Below are 15,952 nucleotides of genomic sequence, written 5' to 3'. Positions count from 1 at the left end.
TTTCATTTTATACTGCTTTCGGCACAATCTTCGCCGCACGCAGGCGTACAAACAAAAGCTGTCCAACGATATAGTTGAGTCCCACTTTCAATACATTGAATGGGATCGTCGCCAGGATGATAAATCCATTCAGGTCTTTGATCGCCGGGTTGACCGACGCTACCATGCGGATCACTTCATCCAGCGGCAGGCTCATCGCTTTCGCATATAACGGAAGCGTAATGTTCGCATTGATAAAGCATGCACACGCGGTGCGGATCACGATACTGATCAGAAGTGCTTCTACAGCTGCCTTACGGTTAGCGCCCAGCTTCTGATAGAGGAACCACAGCGGCCATACGAACAGGAACGCCGCAATCAGGTTGGCCAGCTCACCGACGTACATCGTGTTAGTTCCGACAGTAATCAGCTTGATTAACAGCTTGATGACTTCTACACAGATACCGGATACCGGTCCCATCAGAAACACGGCAATCACAGACGGTACATCACTGAAATCCACCTTATAAAACGGCGGCATCATCGGAACCGAAAATTCCAATGACATCAGCACGCCAGCAACCGCTGCCAGCATCGCCGTATAAATCAATTTTTGAATACTCCATTTTCCTGTCTTCATCTTAAATCTCCTTTCGGTTTTAAAACTCATTTCTCCGAAGGAGGAGTATGAATCAAGTGCCGGACTAGCTGCATTTGTAAAACTAAAAAAATCCCGGTCGTTCGGGACCTGGGATGATAAATCACAACTTAGCCGATGTACACCAGCCTGCTTACGCTCAAGCGGTACACTCTCTGACTCCTGCCTCTTCTCTCATCCAGACTATACTGTCGGTTTCGGAATCTCACCGAATCGGCCGCCATCGCGGTTCGCGGACTATACCGCCGGTAGGGAATTTCGCCCTGCCCCGAAGAAATCATGGTAATTACTCCGTCTTCATACATATAAACATATGAATCTGCGGAGTAATTATCTCACCCGTTCATAGTATCACATACAAACGAGAATTTCAATATTTTTTTAACAATCTTTCTTTTCGTTCTTCTCATCTACGGCATCGCCGCCCCGGCATCCAGCATACCTCCAGTTGCCACCTTGCCGGACAGACTCTCAAGCGGCCGCGCCGACTGCAGAATACGGTTTCTCACATCCATAAGCGACAGGGACGCATCGTAGGAGTACAGCATCGCCGCCGTTCCGGTCACCATCGGCGCCGCCATCGATGTGCCGCTCATGTAGGCATAGTCATTGCCCGTGATCGTGCTCAGGATATAATTGCCCGGCGCTGCCAGATCCACGCTTCTCACCCCGTAATTGGACGCACGGTCGAGCTGACCGTCAAAGCGCAGGTTTGCCACGGAAATGATATTGTCCAGTTCAAAGCTTGCCGGGTACATCGGCTGCTCATCGATGCTGTAGCCATTGCCGGAGGCGTCGCCGTTTCCAGCCGCCACAATAAACAGCATCCCCGAATCCTTGATCGCCTGATACAGCTCCTCGCTATATTTCATCGTGCCAAAGCTCAGATTGCAGATCGACGCGCCATTCGCCTGCGCATACCGGATCGCCTTAACCACGTTGCTGACGGTTCCGACACCGGACGATGTTCCAAGCGTCTTGATCACCATGATCTTCACATACGCCGGATCGCAGATTCCAACCGTTCCGACTCCATTTCTCGCCGCCGCGATAGTGCCCGCCGAGTGGGTACCATGATTGTCATCCGTCCCGGTAAATACCTGGGCATTATTATCATAGAAATTCCAGCCGTAAACGTCATCGATATAACCATTTCCGTCATTGTCAATGCCATCGCCCGGAATTTCCCCCGTATTCGTCCAGATCGAACCGCTAAGCTCCGGGTGAGTTATGTCAACCCCTGTATCAATCAGCGCCACAATCACCTGACGTTTTCCACTTTTCGCGTCATATTTCTTCCATGCCGGGACAATATTCATATCGATCCCTTCCAGAGAACGAACCGTTCCATCTGCTGAGAGCGCCGGGCTGCCGGTAATCGCCCCAATCGCTGCATCCACTGCCGCCGTATGGCTCGGCACCAGACGCAGTTCACCTGTATTTAAAAAAGCCCACTGATAGGAGGCATAGGAATCCGCATAGGGAACCGACTCCCGTGACGGACCCGCCGCATATGCCGGAAGCGCCGCGCTCCCTGCCATCATGGCAGCACACAGGGCGGCTGCCAGCCCTCTAAAAAGTTTCTTTTTCAACTTGCTTTATCCTCTTTCAATTCCGTTCTTACAGTTCGCGTGCTGCCGCAACCACAGTCTCCGCTTCCTTTTCCGGTTCTTTTCTGACATTCTGCCGTTTTACCGATTTTACCACTTTCCCGGCTTTTTTGCCATCCTTTTCGGATGCCGGACCGGAAATTGGCTTAAAGCCGCGAAATACCAGAATACTCCGCGGCGGAACCATATACTGGCGAAGCTCTTCCTGCGGCTCCTGCCCTGCCTCCAGGCTTTCTGGCGGACAGATTCCGTTATTGTCTGCGTCGTCTGTGTTGATGCACAGAGTCCACTGCATTCCCTTCGGAAGTTTCGGAAGATCAAATTCATGCGGCTCCCAGTGCATATTGTAGGCGACAAAGAAATAGTCATCGCTGGTGCCGTCCGCTCTTCGCCCGTACTCGCCGCAGTAGAGAATGCCGAGCTGGCGGCGGAAATTTTCAAACTCCGGGCACCATGTTTTGACGCCGTGGTAGGAAACATCCGGGTGTCCGCAGACGAGGTAATCAATATTTTTCGGCTCCACCGGCAGATGGAACACTGGATGCGCTTTGCGGAACGCTATCATATATTTTACAAATTCGTAAATATCCCGGTTCGTCTCCAGCTGATGCCAGTTGAGCCAGGAAATCTCATTGTCCTGACAGTAAGCATTATTGTTGCCGTTCTGGGAATTGCCGAACTCATCGCCCGCTAAAAACATCGGCGTTCCCTGGCTCAGAAAGAGCAGCAAAAATGCGTTGCGGAGCTGTTTTTTCCGCATCTGCACAATCTTCTTTTTCCGCGTCGTGCCCTCGACGCCGCAATTCCACGTATAATTATAATCGCTTCCATCCCGGTTATTCTCCCCGTTCGCTTCGTTGTGCTTCTGCTCACAGGAAACCATATCCATCATCGTAAAGCCATTTGTCGCCGCCATATAGTTGATCACGCCATACGCGTCCGGATTCCGGCGTGTCTGGTAAATGAGACGGCCGACCTGATCCTCATCACCCTTTAATACCCGGCGCATATCGATCAAAAATCCTTCATTGTACTCGCCCAGATGCCAGCGGCGCTCCCGCAGCTTCGGTGCCGCTGCCGTTTTTGGCACACGCACGCCATCCCAGGAACCAGCTAATAGCTTCGTATCAGCTAACAGCGGATCAGACGCCAGCAGTTCGGTCGGCGCAAACCCGGACAGGTGCACGCCATCCACATGATACTCGTAAACCCAGAAACGAACCGCCTCCTGCGCCAGTGCCGCGCTCTCCTCGCCGGTAAAATAAAGCTCAACCAGCACTTCAATATCATTTTTATGAAATTCTTTCACCAGATCCTTAAATTCCCGCTCCGGTTCTTTCTCTTTCCCGGATGTGTACGAAGCTTTCGGTGCAAACAGGTATCCCGCCCCATAGCCCCAGTAATTGAGCCGTCCGGTCGGTGTCCCGGTCGCATACGGATTCCCGTCTGCCCCATCCTCCATCATCACTTCCTGAAATTCATTCGGCATCATTAATTCAACTGCTGTGATACCCAATTCCTTTAAATAGGGAATTTTCTCCGTCAGCGCACGGAACGTTCCCCGCTCCCCGGTGCCGGAAGAAGTATGACGGGTAAATCCACGCACATGCAGCCGGTACAGGATCGTCTCATCATACGGATGTTTCAGCGGCTGATCCATTTCCCAGTCATACGTTTCTTCCGGGAAACGGCAGCGCACCGGACGGAGCGCCGCTTTTAAATCGCCCCAGCGCTCATGTCCTGTATAGATGCGCCCGCACGGATCCGGCAGCTCCCCCTGCTCGGTCTCGATCGTGTATTCCAGTCCCGAAAAATCATCGCCCGCAAGCTCCATCATCCAGAGATCCCCCACCCGTTCTTCCGGGGAAAATGGGATCCGGACACCCTGTTTTTTACCTGTCTCATAAATTGCCAGACGGCAGAATGTCCCCGGTGCCTCGACGCACAAGTGCATTCCCGTCTCTGTCCGCTTGATTCCCGGTGTAAAATCAGGGGTTCTTATCTTCTGTCTCACGATTTTTTCTGCTTTCACCTGTATCCCCTCCACGTTTTCATACGGCACTTTCGGTTCCAAAAGTGCCTACTTGTGAGCAGCTGCCTGCGCTTCTATTTTTTCCGCCAGATCGTTCAGATACATCCAGCGGTCCATCTTTTCTTCCAAAAGAGCTTCTTTTTCCTCTTTTTCCTTTATGATGCCGTTCAGAGCCGTATAATCGCAGGCAGAGTCCTGCATCTGCTGCTCCAGATCCGCGATTGTCTCTTCCAGCGCCGCGATATCATCCTCGATCGTCTCCCACTCTTTCTGCTCCATATAACTGAATTTGAGCTTTTTCTCGCGCTGGCGACCGCGGTTTTTATCCTTTGCCGTCTCCGCTGCATCTGACGTTCCCGCACCAGAAGCGTCTCCGGTCTTCTGGCCTCTGCCGCGTTCCTGACCGGATGCCGTCCCAGATGCCTCCATCTCTGCCGCTATGCGTTCCCCGCAGGCTGCCTGATAGTCGGTATAGCCGCCCTCATACTGACGGATCGCGCCGCCGCCCTCAAAGGCGAAGATCCGGCGCACTACGCGATCAAGGAAATACCGGTCATGCGATACCGTAATCACGATCCCCTGGAAATGATCAAGATAATCCTCCAGAATCGTCAGCGTGCCGATATCGAGGTCGTTGGTCGGCTCGTCGAGCAGAAGGACGTTTGGCGCGCCCATCAGGATATGGAGCAGATAGAGTCTGCGCCGCTCTCCGCCTGATAGCTTGCCGATCAGCGTGTACTGCATATGGGACGGGAACAGGAACCGTTCCAACATCTGGGATGCCGATACCAGCCCGTCCGCCGTCCGCACGTACTCTGCCACATTTTTAATGTAGTCGATCACGCGCATCGACTGATCCATATCTTCGTTTTCCTGTGAAAAATAACCCATTTTTACGGTCTGGCCGATGATCGTCTCGCCCGAATCTGGTTTCACCCAGCCGGTAATCATCTTCATCAGCGTCGATTTGCCGCTGCCGTTCGGTCCGATGATGCCGATGCGGTCATCCTTCAAGAAGATATAGGAAAAATCATCGATCAGGAGGCGGTCACCATACGCCTTATGAAGATGGTGTGCCTCGACCGTGGTCCGTCCGAGACGGCTGGAAATCGAGCTCATCTCCACATTTCCATCTACTTTCGGCGCTTCCACCGCACTCAACGCCTCGAAGCGCTGAATACGCCCTTTCTGCTTCGTGCTGCGTGCCTGTGCGCCGCGCCGGATCCACGCCAGCTCCGTCCGCAGGATATTCTGGCGTTTCTGCTCCGAGCTCACCGCCATCGCCTCGCGCTCTGCCTTTAATTCCAGATAGCCCTCATAGCCGGACTGATAACTGTACAGCTTTCCCTTGTCCAGTTCGACGATACGGTTCGTCACGTTATCAAGGAAATACCGGTCGTGCGTGATCATCAGAAGCGCGCCGCGGAATTTTTTCAGGTACTCTTCCAGCCAGTCTGCCATCGCACTGTCCAGATGGTTCGTCGGCTCATCTAAAATCAACAGATCCGCCGTCGATAACAGCACCGCTGCGAGCGCAACGCGCTTTCTCTGTCCGCCCGAAAGTGTCTCCACCTTGGCACTATAATCGGTGATTCCAAGCTTATTCAGCATGGATTTCGCATCGCCCTCGAGATCCCAGGCGTGCTCATGCGCCATATTTTCCCGGATCACGCAGTCTAAGACGGTCCGTCCCGGTTCAAACTCCGGATTCTGAGGCAGATAACGGATATAGAGATTTCGTCCCTTTACCACCGTACCCTCATCCGGCTCTTCCAGACCGGCTACAATCTTTAGAAGAGTAGATTTTCCGGTTCCGTTGATGCCGATGAGACCAATCTTATCACCTTCACCGATGGAAAATGCCACGTCATCAAAAAGCAGCCGTTCCGTATATGATTTTTTCAGATGTTCTGCTGTCAGTAAATTCATGCCTCATCCCGATCCTTTATCTGTAATTCTACCGGGCAGTGATCCGAACCCAGTATCTCCGTATGAATCTGTGTGCCCGCCAGCCGGTCCTTCAGGCTCTTGGAAACACAGAAATAATCAATCCGCCACCCAGCATTCTTCTCGCGCGCCTTAAACCGGTACGACCACCAGGAATAAACGCCCTCTTTATCCGGGTAAAAATAGCGGTACGTGTCGATATATCCAGAGTCCAGAAGCTCCGTAAACTTGCTTCTCTCCTCATCCGTAAATCCGGCATTTTTCCGGTTCGTCTTTGGATTTTTCAGGTCAATCTCCGTGTGTGCCACATTCAGATCCCCACAGAAAATAACCGGCTTTTTCTCCTCCAGCTTCTTCAAAAACTGGCGGAAATCATCCTCCCACTGCATCCGGTACGGAAGTCTCGCCAACTCATTCTGGGAGTTCGGCGTATAGCAGGTCACCACATAATAATCCGGGTACTCCGCCGTAATGACGCGCCCTTCATGATCGTGCTTCTCAATGCCAAGACCGTAGCTCACGCTAAGCGGCTCCTCCTTCGAAAACAACGCTGTTCCCGAATACCCCTTCTTCTCCGCATAGCTCCAATACTGATAATACCCCGGAAGCTCCAGATCAATCTGCCCTTCCTGCAGCTTGCTCTCCTGAATACAGAAAATATCCGCATCTAGCTCATGGAATACATCCAGAAATCCCTTTCCCACACACGCCCGCAAGCCGTTTACGTTCCAGGAAATCATTTTTTTCATTCTATCTCTCCTTTTTATCAAATAAGGTTTTTCCGATACATAAAAAGACAGCAGGCAGGTGGCAGACGCTCCGAAACTGGTCTGTGGATGCAGAGCAGTTTCGGGGCGGCTGCTGCCTGCCCCACCTCTCTCATTTTTATAAATCTACGTGTAAATCCTGATGTTTAATCCCATGTTTCTCCACATATCCCGTCAGCATCAGGGTCAGCGCGCCATCGCCCGTTACGTTGCAGGCAGTACCAAAACTGTCCTGAAGCGCAAAGATCGTCAGCATCAGCGCCGTTCCAGTCGCATCGAAACCGAGGACACCGGTGATCAGTCCCAGAGACGCCATAACCGTACCGCCCGGAACACCCGGTGCACCTACGGCAAATACACCTAAAAGAACACAGAACAGAACCATCGTCATCATATCCGGGAGGGCGCCGTACAAAATCTTGGATACCGTCATGACAAAGAATACCTCGGTCAGAACCGAACCGCACAGATGGATATTCGCAAACAGCGGAATACCGAAATCAACCATATCGTCACGAAGCGGCTCTGCCTTTTTGGCACAGCTGAGCGCCACTGCCAGGGTCGCCGCAGAAGACATCGTACCGACTGCCGTCAGATATGCCGGACCATAATGCTTGATAACGCCTCTCGGGTCACGGCCAGAGTAAATACCAGCCAGTGTATACAGCAGCGCCATCCAGATATAGTGGCCTGCCATAACAATCAGGATAACCGAAATGAAGATCGGAGCCTGTTTTGTGATGGTTCCCTCATATGCCAGGGAACAGAACGTAAATGCGATGTAAACCGGAAGAATCGGAATGACAATCTTCTGTACTATCTCCAGAACGATCTTCTGGAACTCGTCTAAGAGTTTCGTTACCGTCACCGCCTTGGTCCAGGTCGCTGCCAGACCCATCATAACGGAAAATACCAGCGCACTCATGACGCCCATGATCGGCGGAATGTCCAATTTAAAGACAACCTCCGGCAGACTGCGCAGTCCATCGACTGCCGACTGAATCGACATATGCGGAATCAGCGTATATCCGGCTGCCATCGAAAACAGCGCCGCGCCAAGAGACGATGTATACGCCAGAATCAGCGCTACTCCAAGCAATCTGGAGGCATTCTTTCCAAGCTTCGTGATCGACGGGGCAATAAAGCCGATGACGATCAGCGGTACACAGAACGAAATAATCTGCCCAAAAATATAATTCAGCGTCACAACGAGATTCATAAAACTTTCATTTGCTATAAGACCGGCAATAATACCGATCGCTACACCCAGCACCAGCCGAAACGGCAGGCTTTTCATCAACTTGCTCATACCCATTTTTCCTTCCTAATACCTATCTCTTCATTCTTACTCTTCCCAAAGTTTTTTCGGATACAGACCGCTGTCCTTCATCCCCTGGATCGCGTCTGTCACCATCTTCTTATCTTCCTTGTAGGTCACGCCGTACCAGCGGTCCACGCTCTTTAACACGGTCACCTCGGCTTTCCCCTCTTTCAGAAGTTCATCCACCACAAACGGGAGGAAATACTCACATTTGAGTGGATTTACCGACAGGTTTTTCTCCAAAAATGGAACAAAGCGCGCCTTTAACTCCTTTAAGATGCTGGAAGTAAAGCCCCAGAGGTTCATCGATACAAGCGTATCCTCCCCCAGCTGCTCCCAGGTTGCACCGTCATCCTCAGTATATTCCGCCTGATCGCCGTGCTTCTCGATGCGCGTTCTCTCGTGGATATCCGCCAGATGTCCATCCGCATCCACCGTACAGACGCCGCGCGCCACATGCCCGTTTTCCGTCAATGTGTTATAGAGATGATAGGCAACCATCGCATACTGATATTTGTCATCATCACCGCAGGATGCCAGACGATCGTAGATCGCCTTGAACGCCGATTTTCCATAGTAATCATCCGCGTTGATCACCGCAAACGGTCCGTCGATCACCTCGCTGCAGCAGAGAATCGCATGACCGGTTCCCCACGGTTTGACGCGTCCCTCCGGAACCTCAAACCCATCCGGAAGACGGTCATTTTCCTGATACACATACTCCACCTGCACGTGCTTTTCCATGCGGTTTCCAATATGTTCCTTAAACTCTTTCTCAATCGATTTCTTGATAATAAATACGACCTTTTCGAATCCAGCCTCGACTGCGTCGAAGATCGAAAAATCGATGATCAGATCTCCTTCCCGATCGACCGGATCAATTTGCTTCAAGCCGCCGTACCGGCTGCCCATACCAGCCGCCATGATCACCAGAACTGGCTTCTGACTCATGAAAATTGTCCTCGCTTTCTGTTTCTTATCCACAATCCTGCCGTTTTCATTCAAAGCAGAATTGCCTGTTTCCTTTTATTTTAAACTAATTCGGGCAGACTGTAAACAGTAAAACAAAAACCCGGCTGCCGTTTTATTCCATAGAGCGGATATTCTTTTTTTGTTTACATTTTTATAAATGTATTTTTTACTGTTTCTACACCAGTTAATTGTATCTTTTAGTTCTGCGCATACTTGTATGATAGATTGTTTTCACAAATATTTGATGTATGCGGGAGGTGCTTTAAATGATTGCTGCTGGTGACCGGCTCCGTGATTTACGGGAGGACAAAGGAAAAACGCAGGCGGAAATTTCCAGTCTGCTGGGTACAACTCAGCAAATCTATTCCCGCTATGAAACAAACCGGACGGATCTGCCTCTTCGGCATCTGATAAAACTGGCAGATTATTACCAAGTCAGCGCCGATTATATTCTCGGTCGAACCTCCTACCCGAAGAATCCGCCCGAAATGGCGAAACCATTTCTTAAAAATGTCACCTATGGAGAGGTCAATGGACGTATCTCATCCTTCCAGACTTCCACGAAAAAGCAGTTGATCGAATACATCAATTACCTGGTTTATCTGGAATCACGCCATAAGAAGGATTGATCGCAGTGAACAGGACATTAATACCATAGGTGTGCAAAAGACAGCTCCAGGCATCGCTCACATGCAGCGTCTGGGGCTGTCTTTTATCTTTCAGACTTTTGTCTAAATCACTTTGATTCCAGCTCTTAGTCGTCCTCTTCCTCACTATCCGTAACAGTAAATACCTGACGTTTTCTCGCCATCTCATCGTTTGCCAGATACTCATCGTAAGTAGTAATCTTATCGATCAGCTTGCCGTTTACGATTTCCATGATACGGTTTGCGGTCGTCTCAACGATCTGGTGGTCACGGGAGGAGAATAACAGCACGCCCGGGAACTTGATCATACCGTTGTTCAGAGCGGTAATGGACTCCATATCCAGATGGTCGGTCGGCTCGTCCAGAATCAGGACATTGGAACCGGAGATCATCATCTTAGAAAGCATGCAGCGCACCTTCTCACCACCAGAAAGAACGCGGACCTTCTTCACGCCGTCCTCACCGGCAAACAGCATACGTCCTAAGAATCCGCGGACATAGGTCACATCCTTAACCGGAGAGTACTGGGTCAGCCAGTCTACGATCGTGTCGTCGTTATCGAACTCTTTCGAATTGTCCTTCGGGAAATATGCCTGACTGGTGGTCAGACCCCATTTATAGGATCCCTCATCCGGCTCCATCTCGCCGGAAATAATCTTGAAGAGAACGGTCTTTGCCTGCTCGTTCGGTCCTACAAATGCTACCTTGTCCTCGCGTCCGAGAATGAAGGAAATATTATCAAGAACCTTCACACCATCGATAGTCTTAGACAGGTTCTCTACGCTTAATACCTCATTACCAATCTCACGTTCCGGACGGAAGTCGATATACGGGTACTTACGACTGGACGGTTTGATCTCATCTAACTCAATCTTCTCCAGAGCACGTTTTCTGGAGGTTGCCTGCTTAGACTTGGAAGCATTGGCAGAAAATCGCTGGATGAACTCCTGCAGCTCCTTGATCTTCTCTTCCTTCTTCTTGTTGGCTTCCTTCATCTGCTTGATCATCAGCTGGCTGGACTCGTACCAGAAATCGTAGTTTCCGGCATAGAGCTGAATCTTGCCATAGTCGATATCTGCGATCTGGGTGCAGACTTTATTTAAGAAGTAACGGTCATGGGATACCACGATAACCGTATTCTCAAAGTTGATCAAGAACTCCTCGAGCCATGCGATCGCATCGAGATCCAAGTGGTTTGTCGGCTCGTCGAGAAGCAGGATGTCCGGGTTTCCGAACAGTGCCTGTGCCAGAAGAACTTTGACCTTCTGGGCACCGGTCAGATCTGCCATCTGTTTGTAGTGGAGATCCGTCTCGATTCCCAGACCATTTAAAAGGTTCGCCGCGTCGGACTCTGCCTCCCAGCCGTTCATCGTGGCGAACTCGCCCTCCAGCTCGGCAGCCTTGACGCCGTCCTCCTCGGAGAAGTCTTCCTTCATGTAGATGGCTTCCTTCTCTTTCATGATCTCGTAGAGTCTCGCATTTCCCATAATAACGGTATCAAGTACCGGATATGCGTCATATTTAAAGTGATCCTGCTGTAAGAATGAAAGTCTCTGTCCCGGTGTGATGATAACCTCACCATTGGTCGGTTCCAGCTGTCCGGACAGGATTCGTAAAAAGGTAGACTTTCCGGCACCGTTGGCACCGATGAGTCCGTAGCAGTTTCCCTCGATAAATTTAATGCTTACGTCCTCAAATAACGCCTTCTTTCCTACTCGCAGTGTTACATTGCTTGTACTAATCATGGCAATTTCCTTTCATACTGTTCAAATCGTTCATACTCCCCAAGTGCATCTTTGCCCCGGGCGGGTGTAATCCATGTATATTTTACAGGTTTTTCCCGAATTTGCAAGCATTTTACGGGTTTTTATTCCCATCCGCCAAAAACTAAAATCTTCCGAACGTATCCACCAGACAGGACAAATAATCTGCCCGCTCATCCGTAAACTGCCCCGGAACCAGACGCCAGCGCCAGTTTTCCCCGAGGGTTCCCGGCGTATTCATGCGCGCCCAGTTGTCGAGTTTCAGCACATCCTGCATCTGGAAAATGGCAACGCTCGCGACCGAACCGTATGCCGCGCGGAACACGCGGTCTACCACCTCACTCTGGTGTGCTGCACCGAGGTAATCAGCAATGTACTGAAGTTCCCACCACTGACGTTTTTCCGGTTTAAAATACCCCGCCAGCGTCTCATTGTCGTGCGTTCCACCGTAGACTACGGAGTTCGGGTCATAGCAGTGCGGCAGATGCTCGTTGAAACGGTCGCCACTGAACGCAAACTCAATGATCTTCATGCCCGGATAGCCCGTCTCTGCCAGCAGATCCTTGACCTCCTGACAGAAGACACCCAGATCCTCCGCGATGATCTTCGTCTCGCCTGCCGCCCCGTCAAGTGCGTCGGTCAGCTTTTTGCCCGGACCTTTCTCCCACTCGCCGTCTTTCGCAGTCACAGCGCCATACGGGATTGCATAATACTGCACCACGCCGATGAAATGGTCGATCCGCACCGCATCGTAGAGCTTCGCGGACGCTTTCATCCGGCTTCGCCACCAGGCGAAATCGGTTTGTTCCATTTTCTCCCAGTCGTAAAGCGGGTTGCCCCAGAGCTGTCCATCCTCTGAAAATGCATCCGGCGGCACACCCGATACCTTGAGCGGCGTCAGATTTTCCTCGTCGAGCTGGAACAGCTCCGGGTGGCTCCAGACATCCGCGCTGTCGAGCGCCACGTAGATCGGGATATCGCCGACGATCTGGAGATCTTTTTCTTTTGCATACTGTTTTAATTTTTTCCACTGTTCAAAAAATTTAAACTGTAAGAATTTCCAGTAATTTATTTCTTCTGCCAGCTCTTCGCGGTATGCCGAAAGTGCCTCCGGACGGCGGAACCGGATGTCCTCGTCCCAGTCCATCCAGCTTTTTCCTTCATATTTACCCTTGACTGCCATGTAGAGCGCATAGTCGTCCAGCCATTCTTCATTTTCTTCCAGAAATACCTGATATTCCGCACTTTCCTTATGGTCACTCCGCTCATACGCCTTGCGCAGAAGCGGAAAACGGTAATAATACAGCGCGTCATATTTGACCTGATCCTGCTTGTCGCACCACCAGCAGGCGTCTATCTCATCCTGGGTCAGAAGTTTCTCGTCTTTCAGCGTATCCAGATCAATAAAATACGGATTTCCCGCAAATGCAGAGTAGGACTGGTACGGGCTGTCCCCGTAGCAGGTCGGTCCCATCGGAAGCACCTGCCAGTACGTCTGGCGTCCGCGTTTTAACTGATCAATAAACTCATACGCCGCCCGTCCGAACGTACCGATTCCATACGGCGACGGCAGGCTGAAAATCGGCATCAGTACGCCTGCGCCGCGTTTTAACATTGTCTTCATCGCTTCGTTTCCTCCTATTCTGCCCGATATACTGTCTCACCGCTGCAGATGGTATAGTGAACCTTTCCATAGAGCTTCACTCCCACAAACGGGGAGTTAGACGCCTTGGAATGGAATTTTTCTACGGTATATGGTGTCTGGTCGTCAAAAAGAACCAGATCCGCCGCGCCGCCCTCGCGGATGCGTCCCGCCTCCTTCATCCGGTACAGCTTCGCCGGATTCAGGCACATTTTCTCAAACAGAGTCAGATAATCAATGTGACCAGCTTTTACCAGCCTGGTAACCGCCAATGGCAGGGAGGTTTCCAGCCCGATGATGCCGCTCGGTGCCTCGGTCAGCGGTTTTTCCTTCTCCTCGGCGCTGTGCGGTGCATGATCCGTCGCAATCATATCAATCGTGCCGTCCTTGATTGCTTCAATCAACGCCTCGCGATCCGCAGCACTCCGCAGCGGCGGATTCATTTTCGCCAGTGTTCCGTACTCCAGAACCGCCGTCTCGTCCAGTGTAAAATGATGCGGTGTCACCTCCGCCCAGACATGCGCGCCCAGCTTTTTCGCCAGCCCGACCATCTGCACCGCATTACGGGAACTGATGTGCTGGATATCCACATCTGCGCCCGTGTGAAGCGCGATCATGCAGTCGCGCGCCACCATCGAATCCTCCGCCAGCGCCGGGGAACCACCGATTCCCAGCTGCTCGGACACCGGACCGCGGTTGATGCCGTTGTTGAAAATAAATGCCGGATCCTCCTCATGGAAGCTGAGCGGCACATTGAGACGTTTCGCCGTCTCCATCGCCTCTTTGACCAATTTTTCGCTCATCAGCGGGATTCCGTCATCCGTAAATCCGATCGCACCCGCCTCTTTGAGGGACTCCATATCGGTCAGTTCTTTTCCTTGAAATCCCTTCGAGACTGCCGCGCAGGTTTCCACGTGGATTCCCGTTTTCGCACCCTTTTCCAGAATATACCGGACAATCTCCGGCGTATCGGCAACCGGTTTCGTGTTTGCCATACAGACCACCGTCGTAAAGCCGCCCGCCTTCGCAGCCGCCGCGCCCGTCTCGATGTCCTCCTTGTAGGTCAGACCCGGATCGCGGAAATGCACGTGGACGTCCACCAGTCCCGGCGCGACGATCAGCCCTTCTGCATCCAGCACCTCGGCATCCGCCGGGATGAACGGTGCGTCAGATGCCTCATCTGATTCTGATTTTGTATCTTTTTTCACGATTTTCTGGATTTTTCCATTTTCAATCCACAAATCTGCCCTTCCGTCGAATCTGCTCTCCGGATCGATGACTCTTCCGTTTTTAATTATTTTTACCATTCTAACCCCTTTTTAACTCATATGTTAAAACGTAACTGTTCAGTACCTTCACAATCACGTCAAAACATTTTTTCAGACAAACTCAGCCCTTAACTCCTCTTCGCCGGCACGATCTCCAGCCAGTATCCATCCGGATCGTTAATGAAATAAATACCCATCGCCGGATTTTCAAAACAGATGCATCCCATTTCCTTATGTTTGGCATGTGCCGCCTCCATGTCTTCCGTCTCAAATGCCAGATGGAACTCATTGTCGCCCAGGTTGTAGGAGTCCTTCTCCCAGTCGCGCAGCCAGGTCAGCTCCAGCTGGTAGCTGGTCGTGGCGTCGCCCAGATAAACAAGGATAAAGCTTCCGTCTGCCGCCTCCTTGCGGCGTACCTCCTTAAGTCCCAGTGCTTCCTCATAAAATTTCAGTGACTTGTCCAGATCGATGACATTGAAATTGTTGTGTGCAAATGTAAATTTCATCGAATAAACTCCTCTCCTTCCTTGTGAATCTCTACAATCCGATCCCGCCAGCCTTCACTGGATGGATGTTCGATTAATTTTGGTATAATCGTATAATCTTCCCAGAAATGCATCGGGAAAATCCATTTTGCGTCCGCCTGCTCCATAAAACCGGCAGCGCCCAGATAAAACCACTGCTCCTGCCTCGGATCGACCGGGATAAATGCCAGATCCGCCGTGCGCCCGGAAAGCTTTTTCATCTCCTGTTTATAAGAAGCCGCCATATTCCGGTTCCATGCCATATCTTCGCCTTCCCACCACCAGTTATTTAAGTCACCGGCGTGATAAATCTCCTTTCCTTCGCAGGAGAGCCAGAAGGCGACGCCTTCGTCGGTGGAATGGAACGTCTCGACGATAAGGCTTTCTTCAGAAATATTCAGGCAAAATCTTTCTCCTGCCTTTACCAGCCGTATCCTGTCTTTATATCGTTTACGATATTCCTCTGGTATCTTTTTCCCAATCTCTTTTGAGAGAATATAAAAAACATTTTCCCGTTTCTCTCCCAGCTGAAAGATTACCGGAGCATAATGATCGGCATGGAAATGGCTCGCAAAGATAAAGAGGGGCTTCCCTGCCGGGAACTCCGGGAGAGTTCCCTTAAAATAATCAAACAGAATCACGGCATTTTCAAGCTCAACTGAAAACGAGCTGTGATGAATATATGTGATTTTCAAACGAATTAATTCCCTTCTATAATGAAAAAGAATGTGCCTTGGCACATTCTCGCGCCGAGCGCGGTCGCTTGCGACATGTTTCTGCTTCGCGCGAGTGCGCATCATTGGCACGTTAGTGCCTTTTTGT

13 protein-coding genes and 1 riboswitch are annotated in these 15,952 nt (G+C 51.0%); of the genes, 1 reads left to right on the top strand and 12 read right to left on the bottom strand.

Annotation, left to right across the window (positions count from 1 at the left end; genetic code table 11):
* Positions 1-7: 7 nt before the first annotated feature.
* The 7 genes from DWZ45_RS10720 to DWZ45_RS10690 all read right to left on the bottom strand — a co-directional run bounded on the left by DWZ45_RS10720 (position 8) and on the right by DWZ45_RS10690 (position 9,265).
* The gene (locus DWZ45_RS10720; RefSeq protein WP_117796500.1) at positions 8-619 is read right to left on the bottom strand and encodes an ECF transporter S component; all 612 of its coding nucleotides are present in this window, start codon (positions 617-619) and stop codon (positions 8-10) included.
* Positions 620-799: 180 nt separating this feature from the next.
* Positions 800-917: riboswitch (FMN riboswitch) on the bottom strand.
* A 130-nt stretch (positions 918-1,047) separates the two neighbouring features.
* Positions 1,048-2,229 (bottom strand): S8 family peptidase, encoded by a 1,182-nt coding sequence (locus DWZ45_RS10715; protein WP_227589445.1) that lies wholly within the window; start codon positions 2,227-2,229, stop codon positions 1,048-1,050.
* A gap of 28 nt (positions 2,230-2,257) precedes the next feature.
* On the bottom strand, positions 2,258-4,279 hold the full coding sequence (locus DWZ45_RS10710) for an alpha amylase C-terminal domain-containing protein (protein ID WP_227589444.1): 2,022 nt from the start codon (positions 4,277-4,279) through the stop codon (positions 2,258-2,260).
* A gap of 48 nt (positions 4,280-4,327) precedes the next feature.
* Positions 4,328-6,208, bottom strand: coding sequence for an ABC-F family ATP-binding cassette domain-containing protein (locus DWZ45_RS10705; RefSeq protein WP_118469070.1), 1,881 nt, complete (start codon positions 6,206-6,208; stop codon positions 4,328-4,330).
* On the bottom strand, positions 6,205-6,975 hold the full coding sequence (locus DWZ45_RS10700) for an exodeoxyribonuclease III (RefSeq protein ID WP_118469068.1): 771 nt from the start codon (positions 6,973-6,975) through the stop codon (positions 6,205-6,207). The genes DWZ45_RS10705 and DWZ45_RS10700 overlap by 4 nt, the downstream gene beginning before the upstream one ends.
* Positions 6,976-7,111: 136 nt before the next feature.
* On the bottom strand, positions 7,112-8,302 hold the full coding sequence (locus DWZ45_RS10695; RefSeq protein WP_118469113.1) for a dicarboxylate/amino acid:cation symporter: 1,191 nt from the start codon (positions 8,300-8,302) through the stop codon (positions 7,112-7,114).
* 36 nt (positions 8,303-8,338) lie between these two features.
* The gene (locus DWZ45_RS10690) at positions 8,339-9,265 is read right to left on the bottom strand and encodes a sugar phosphate nucleotidyltransferase (RefSeq protein ID WP_118469111.1); all 927 of its coding nucleotides are present in this window, start codon (positions 9,263-9,265) and stop codon (positions 8,339-8,341) included.
* A 287-nt stretch (positions 9,266-9,552) separates the two neighbouring features.
* Between DWZ45_RS10690 and DWZ45_RS10685 the strand changes: the two genes are divergently transcribed.
* Entirely contained in the window at positions 9,553-9,915 is a 363-nt protein-coding gene (locus DWZ45_RS10685; protein WP_022360587.1) for a helix-turn-helix transcriptional regulator, read from the top strand.
* A gap of 125 nt (positions 9,916-10,040) precedes the next feature.
* Here DWZ45_RS10685 and DWZ45_RS10680 read toward each other — a convergent pair whose 3' ends face one another.
* The 5 genes from DWZ45_RS10680 to DWZ45_RS10660 all read right to left on the bottom strand — a co-directional run bounded on the left by DWZ45_RS10680 (position 10,041) and on the right by DWZ45_RS10660 (position 15,825).
* The gene (locus DWZ45_RS10680; protein ID WP_107000800.1) at positions 10,041-11,678 is read right to left on the bottom strand and encodes an ATP-binding cassette domain-containing protein; all 1,638 of its coding nucleotides are present in this window, start codon (positions 11,676-11,678) and stop codon (positions 10,041-10,043) included.
* A gap of 142 nt (positions 11,679-11,820) precedes the next feature.
* On the bottom strand, positions 11,821-13,320 hold the full coding sequence (malQ, locus tag DWZ45_RS10675; protein WP_118469066.1) for a 4-alpha-glucanotransferase: 1,500 nt from the start codon (positions 13,318-13,320) through the stop codon (positions 11,821-11,823).
* A 14-nt stretch (positions 13,321-13,334) separates the two neighbouring features.
* On the bottom strand, positions 13,335-14,645 hold the full coding sequence (locus DWZ45_RS10670) for a dihydroorotase (RefSeq protein ID WP_107000802.1): 1,311 nt from the start codon (positions 14,643-14,645) through the stop codon (positions 13,335-13,337).
* An 89-nt stretch (positions 14,646-14,734) separates the two neighbouring features.
* Entirely contained in the window at positions 14,735-15,112 is a 378-nt protein-coding gene (locus tag DWZ45_RS10665; protein ID WP_107000803.1) for a VOC family protein, read from the bottom strand.
* The gene (locus DWZ45_RS10660) at positions 15,109-15,825 is read right to left on the bottom strand and encodes an MBL fold metallo-hydrolase (RefSeq protein ID WP_107000804.1); all 717 of its coding nucleotides are present in this window, start codon (positions 15,823-15,825) and stop codon (positions 15,109-15,111) included. Before DWZ45_RS10660 ends, DWZ45_RS10665 begins: the two co-directional genes overlap by 4 nt.
* Between the last annotated feature and the right edge of the window lie 127 nt (positions 15,826-15,952).

It is taken from the genome of Clostridium sp. AF32-7AC (assembly GCF_003477925.1).
GTDB lineage: Bacteria > Bacillota > Clostridia > Lachnospirales > Lachnospiraceae > Otoolea > Otoolea fessa.
Note: the sequence above shows the minus strand (reverse complement) of the source record. Positions and strands in the feature narration are given on the sequence as shown.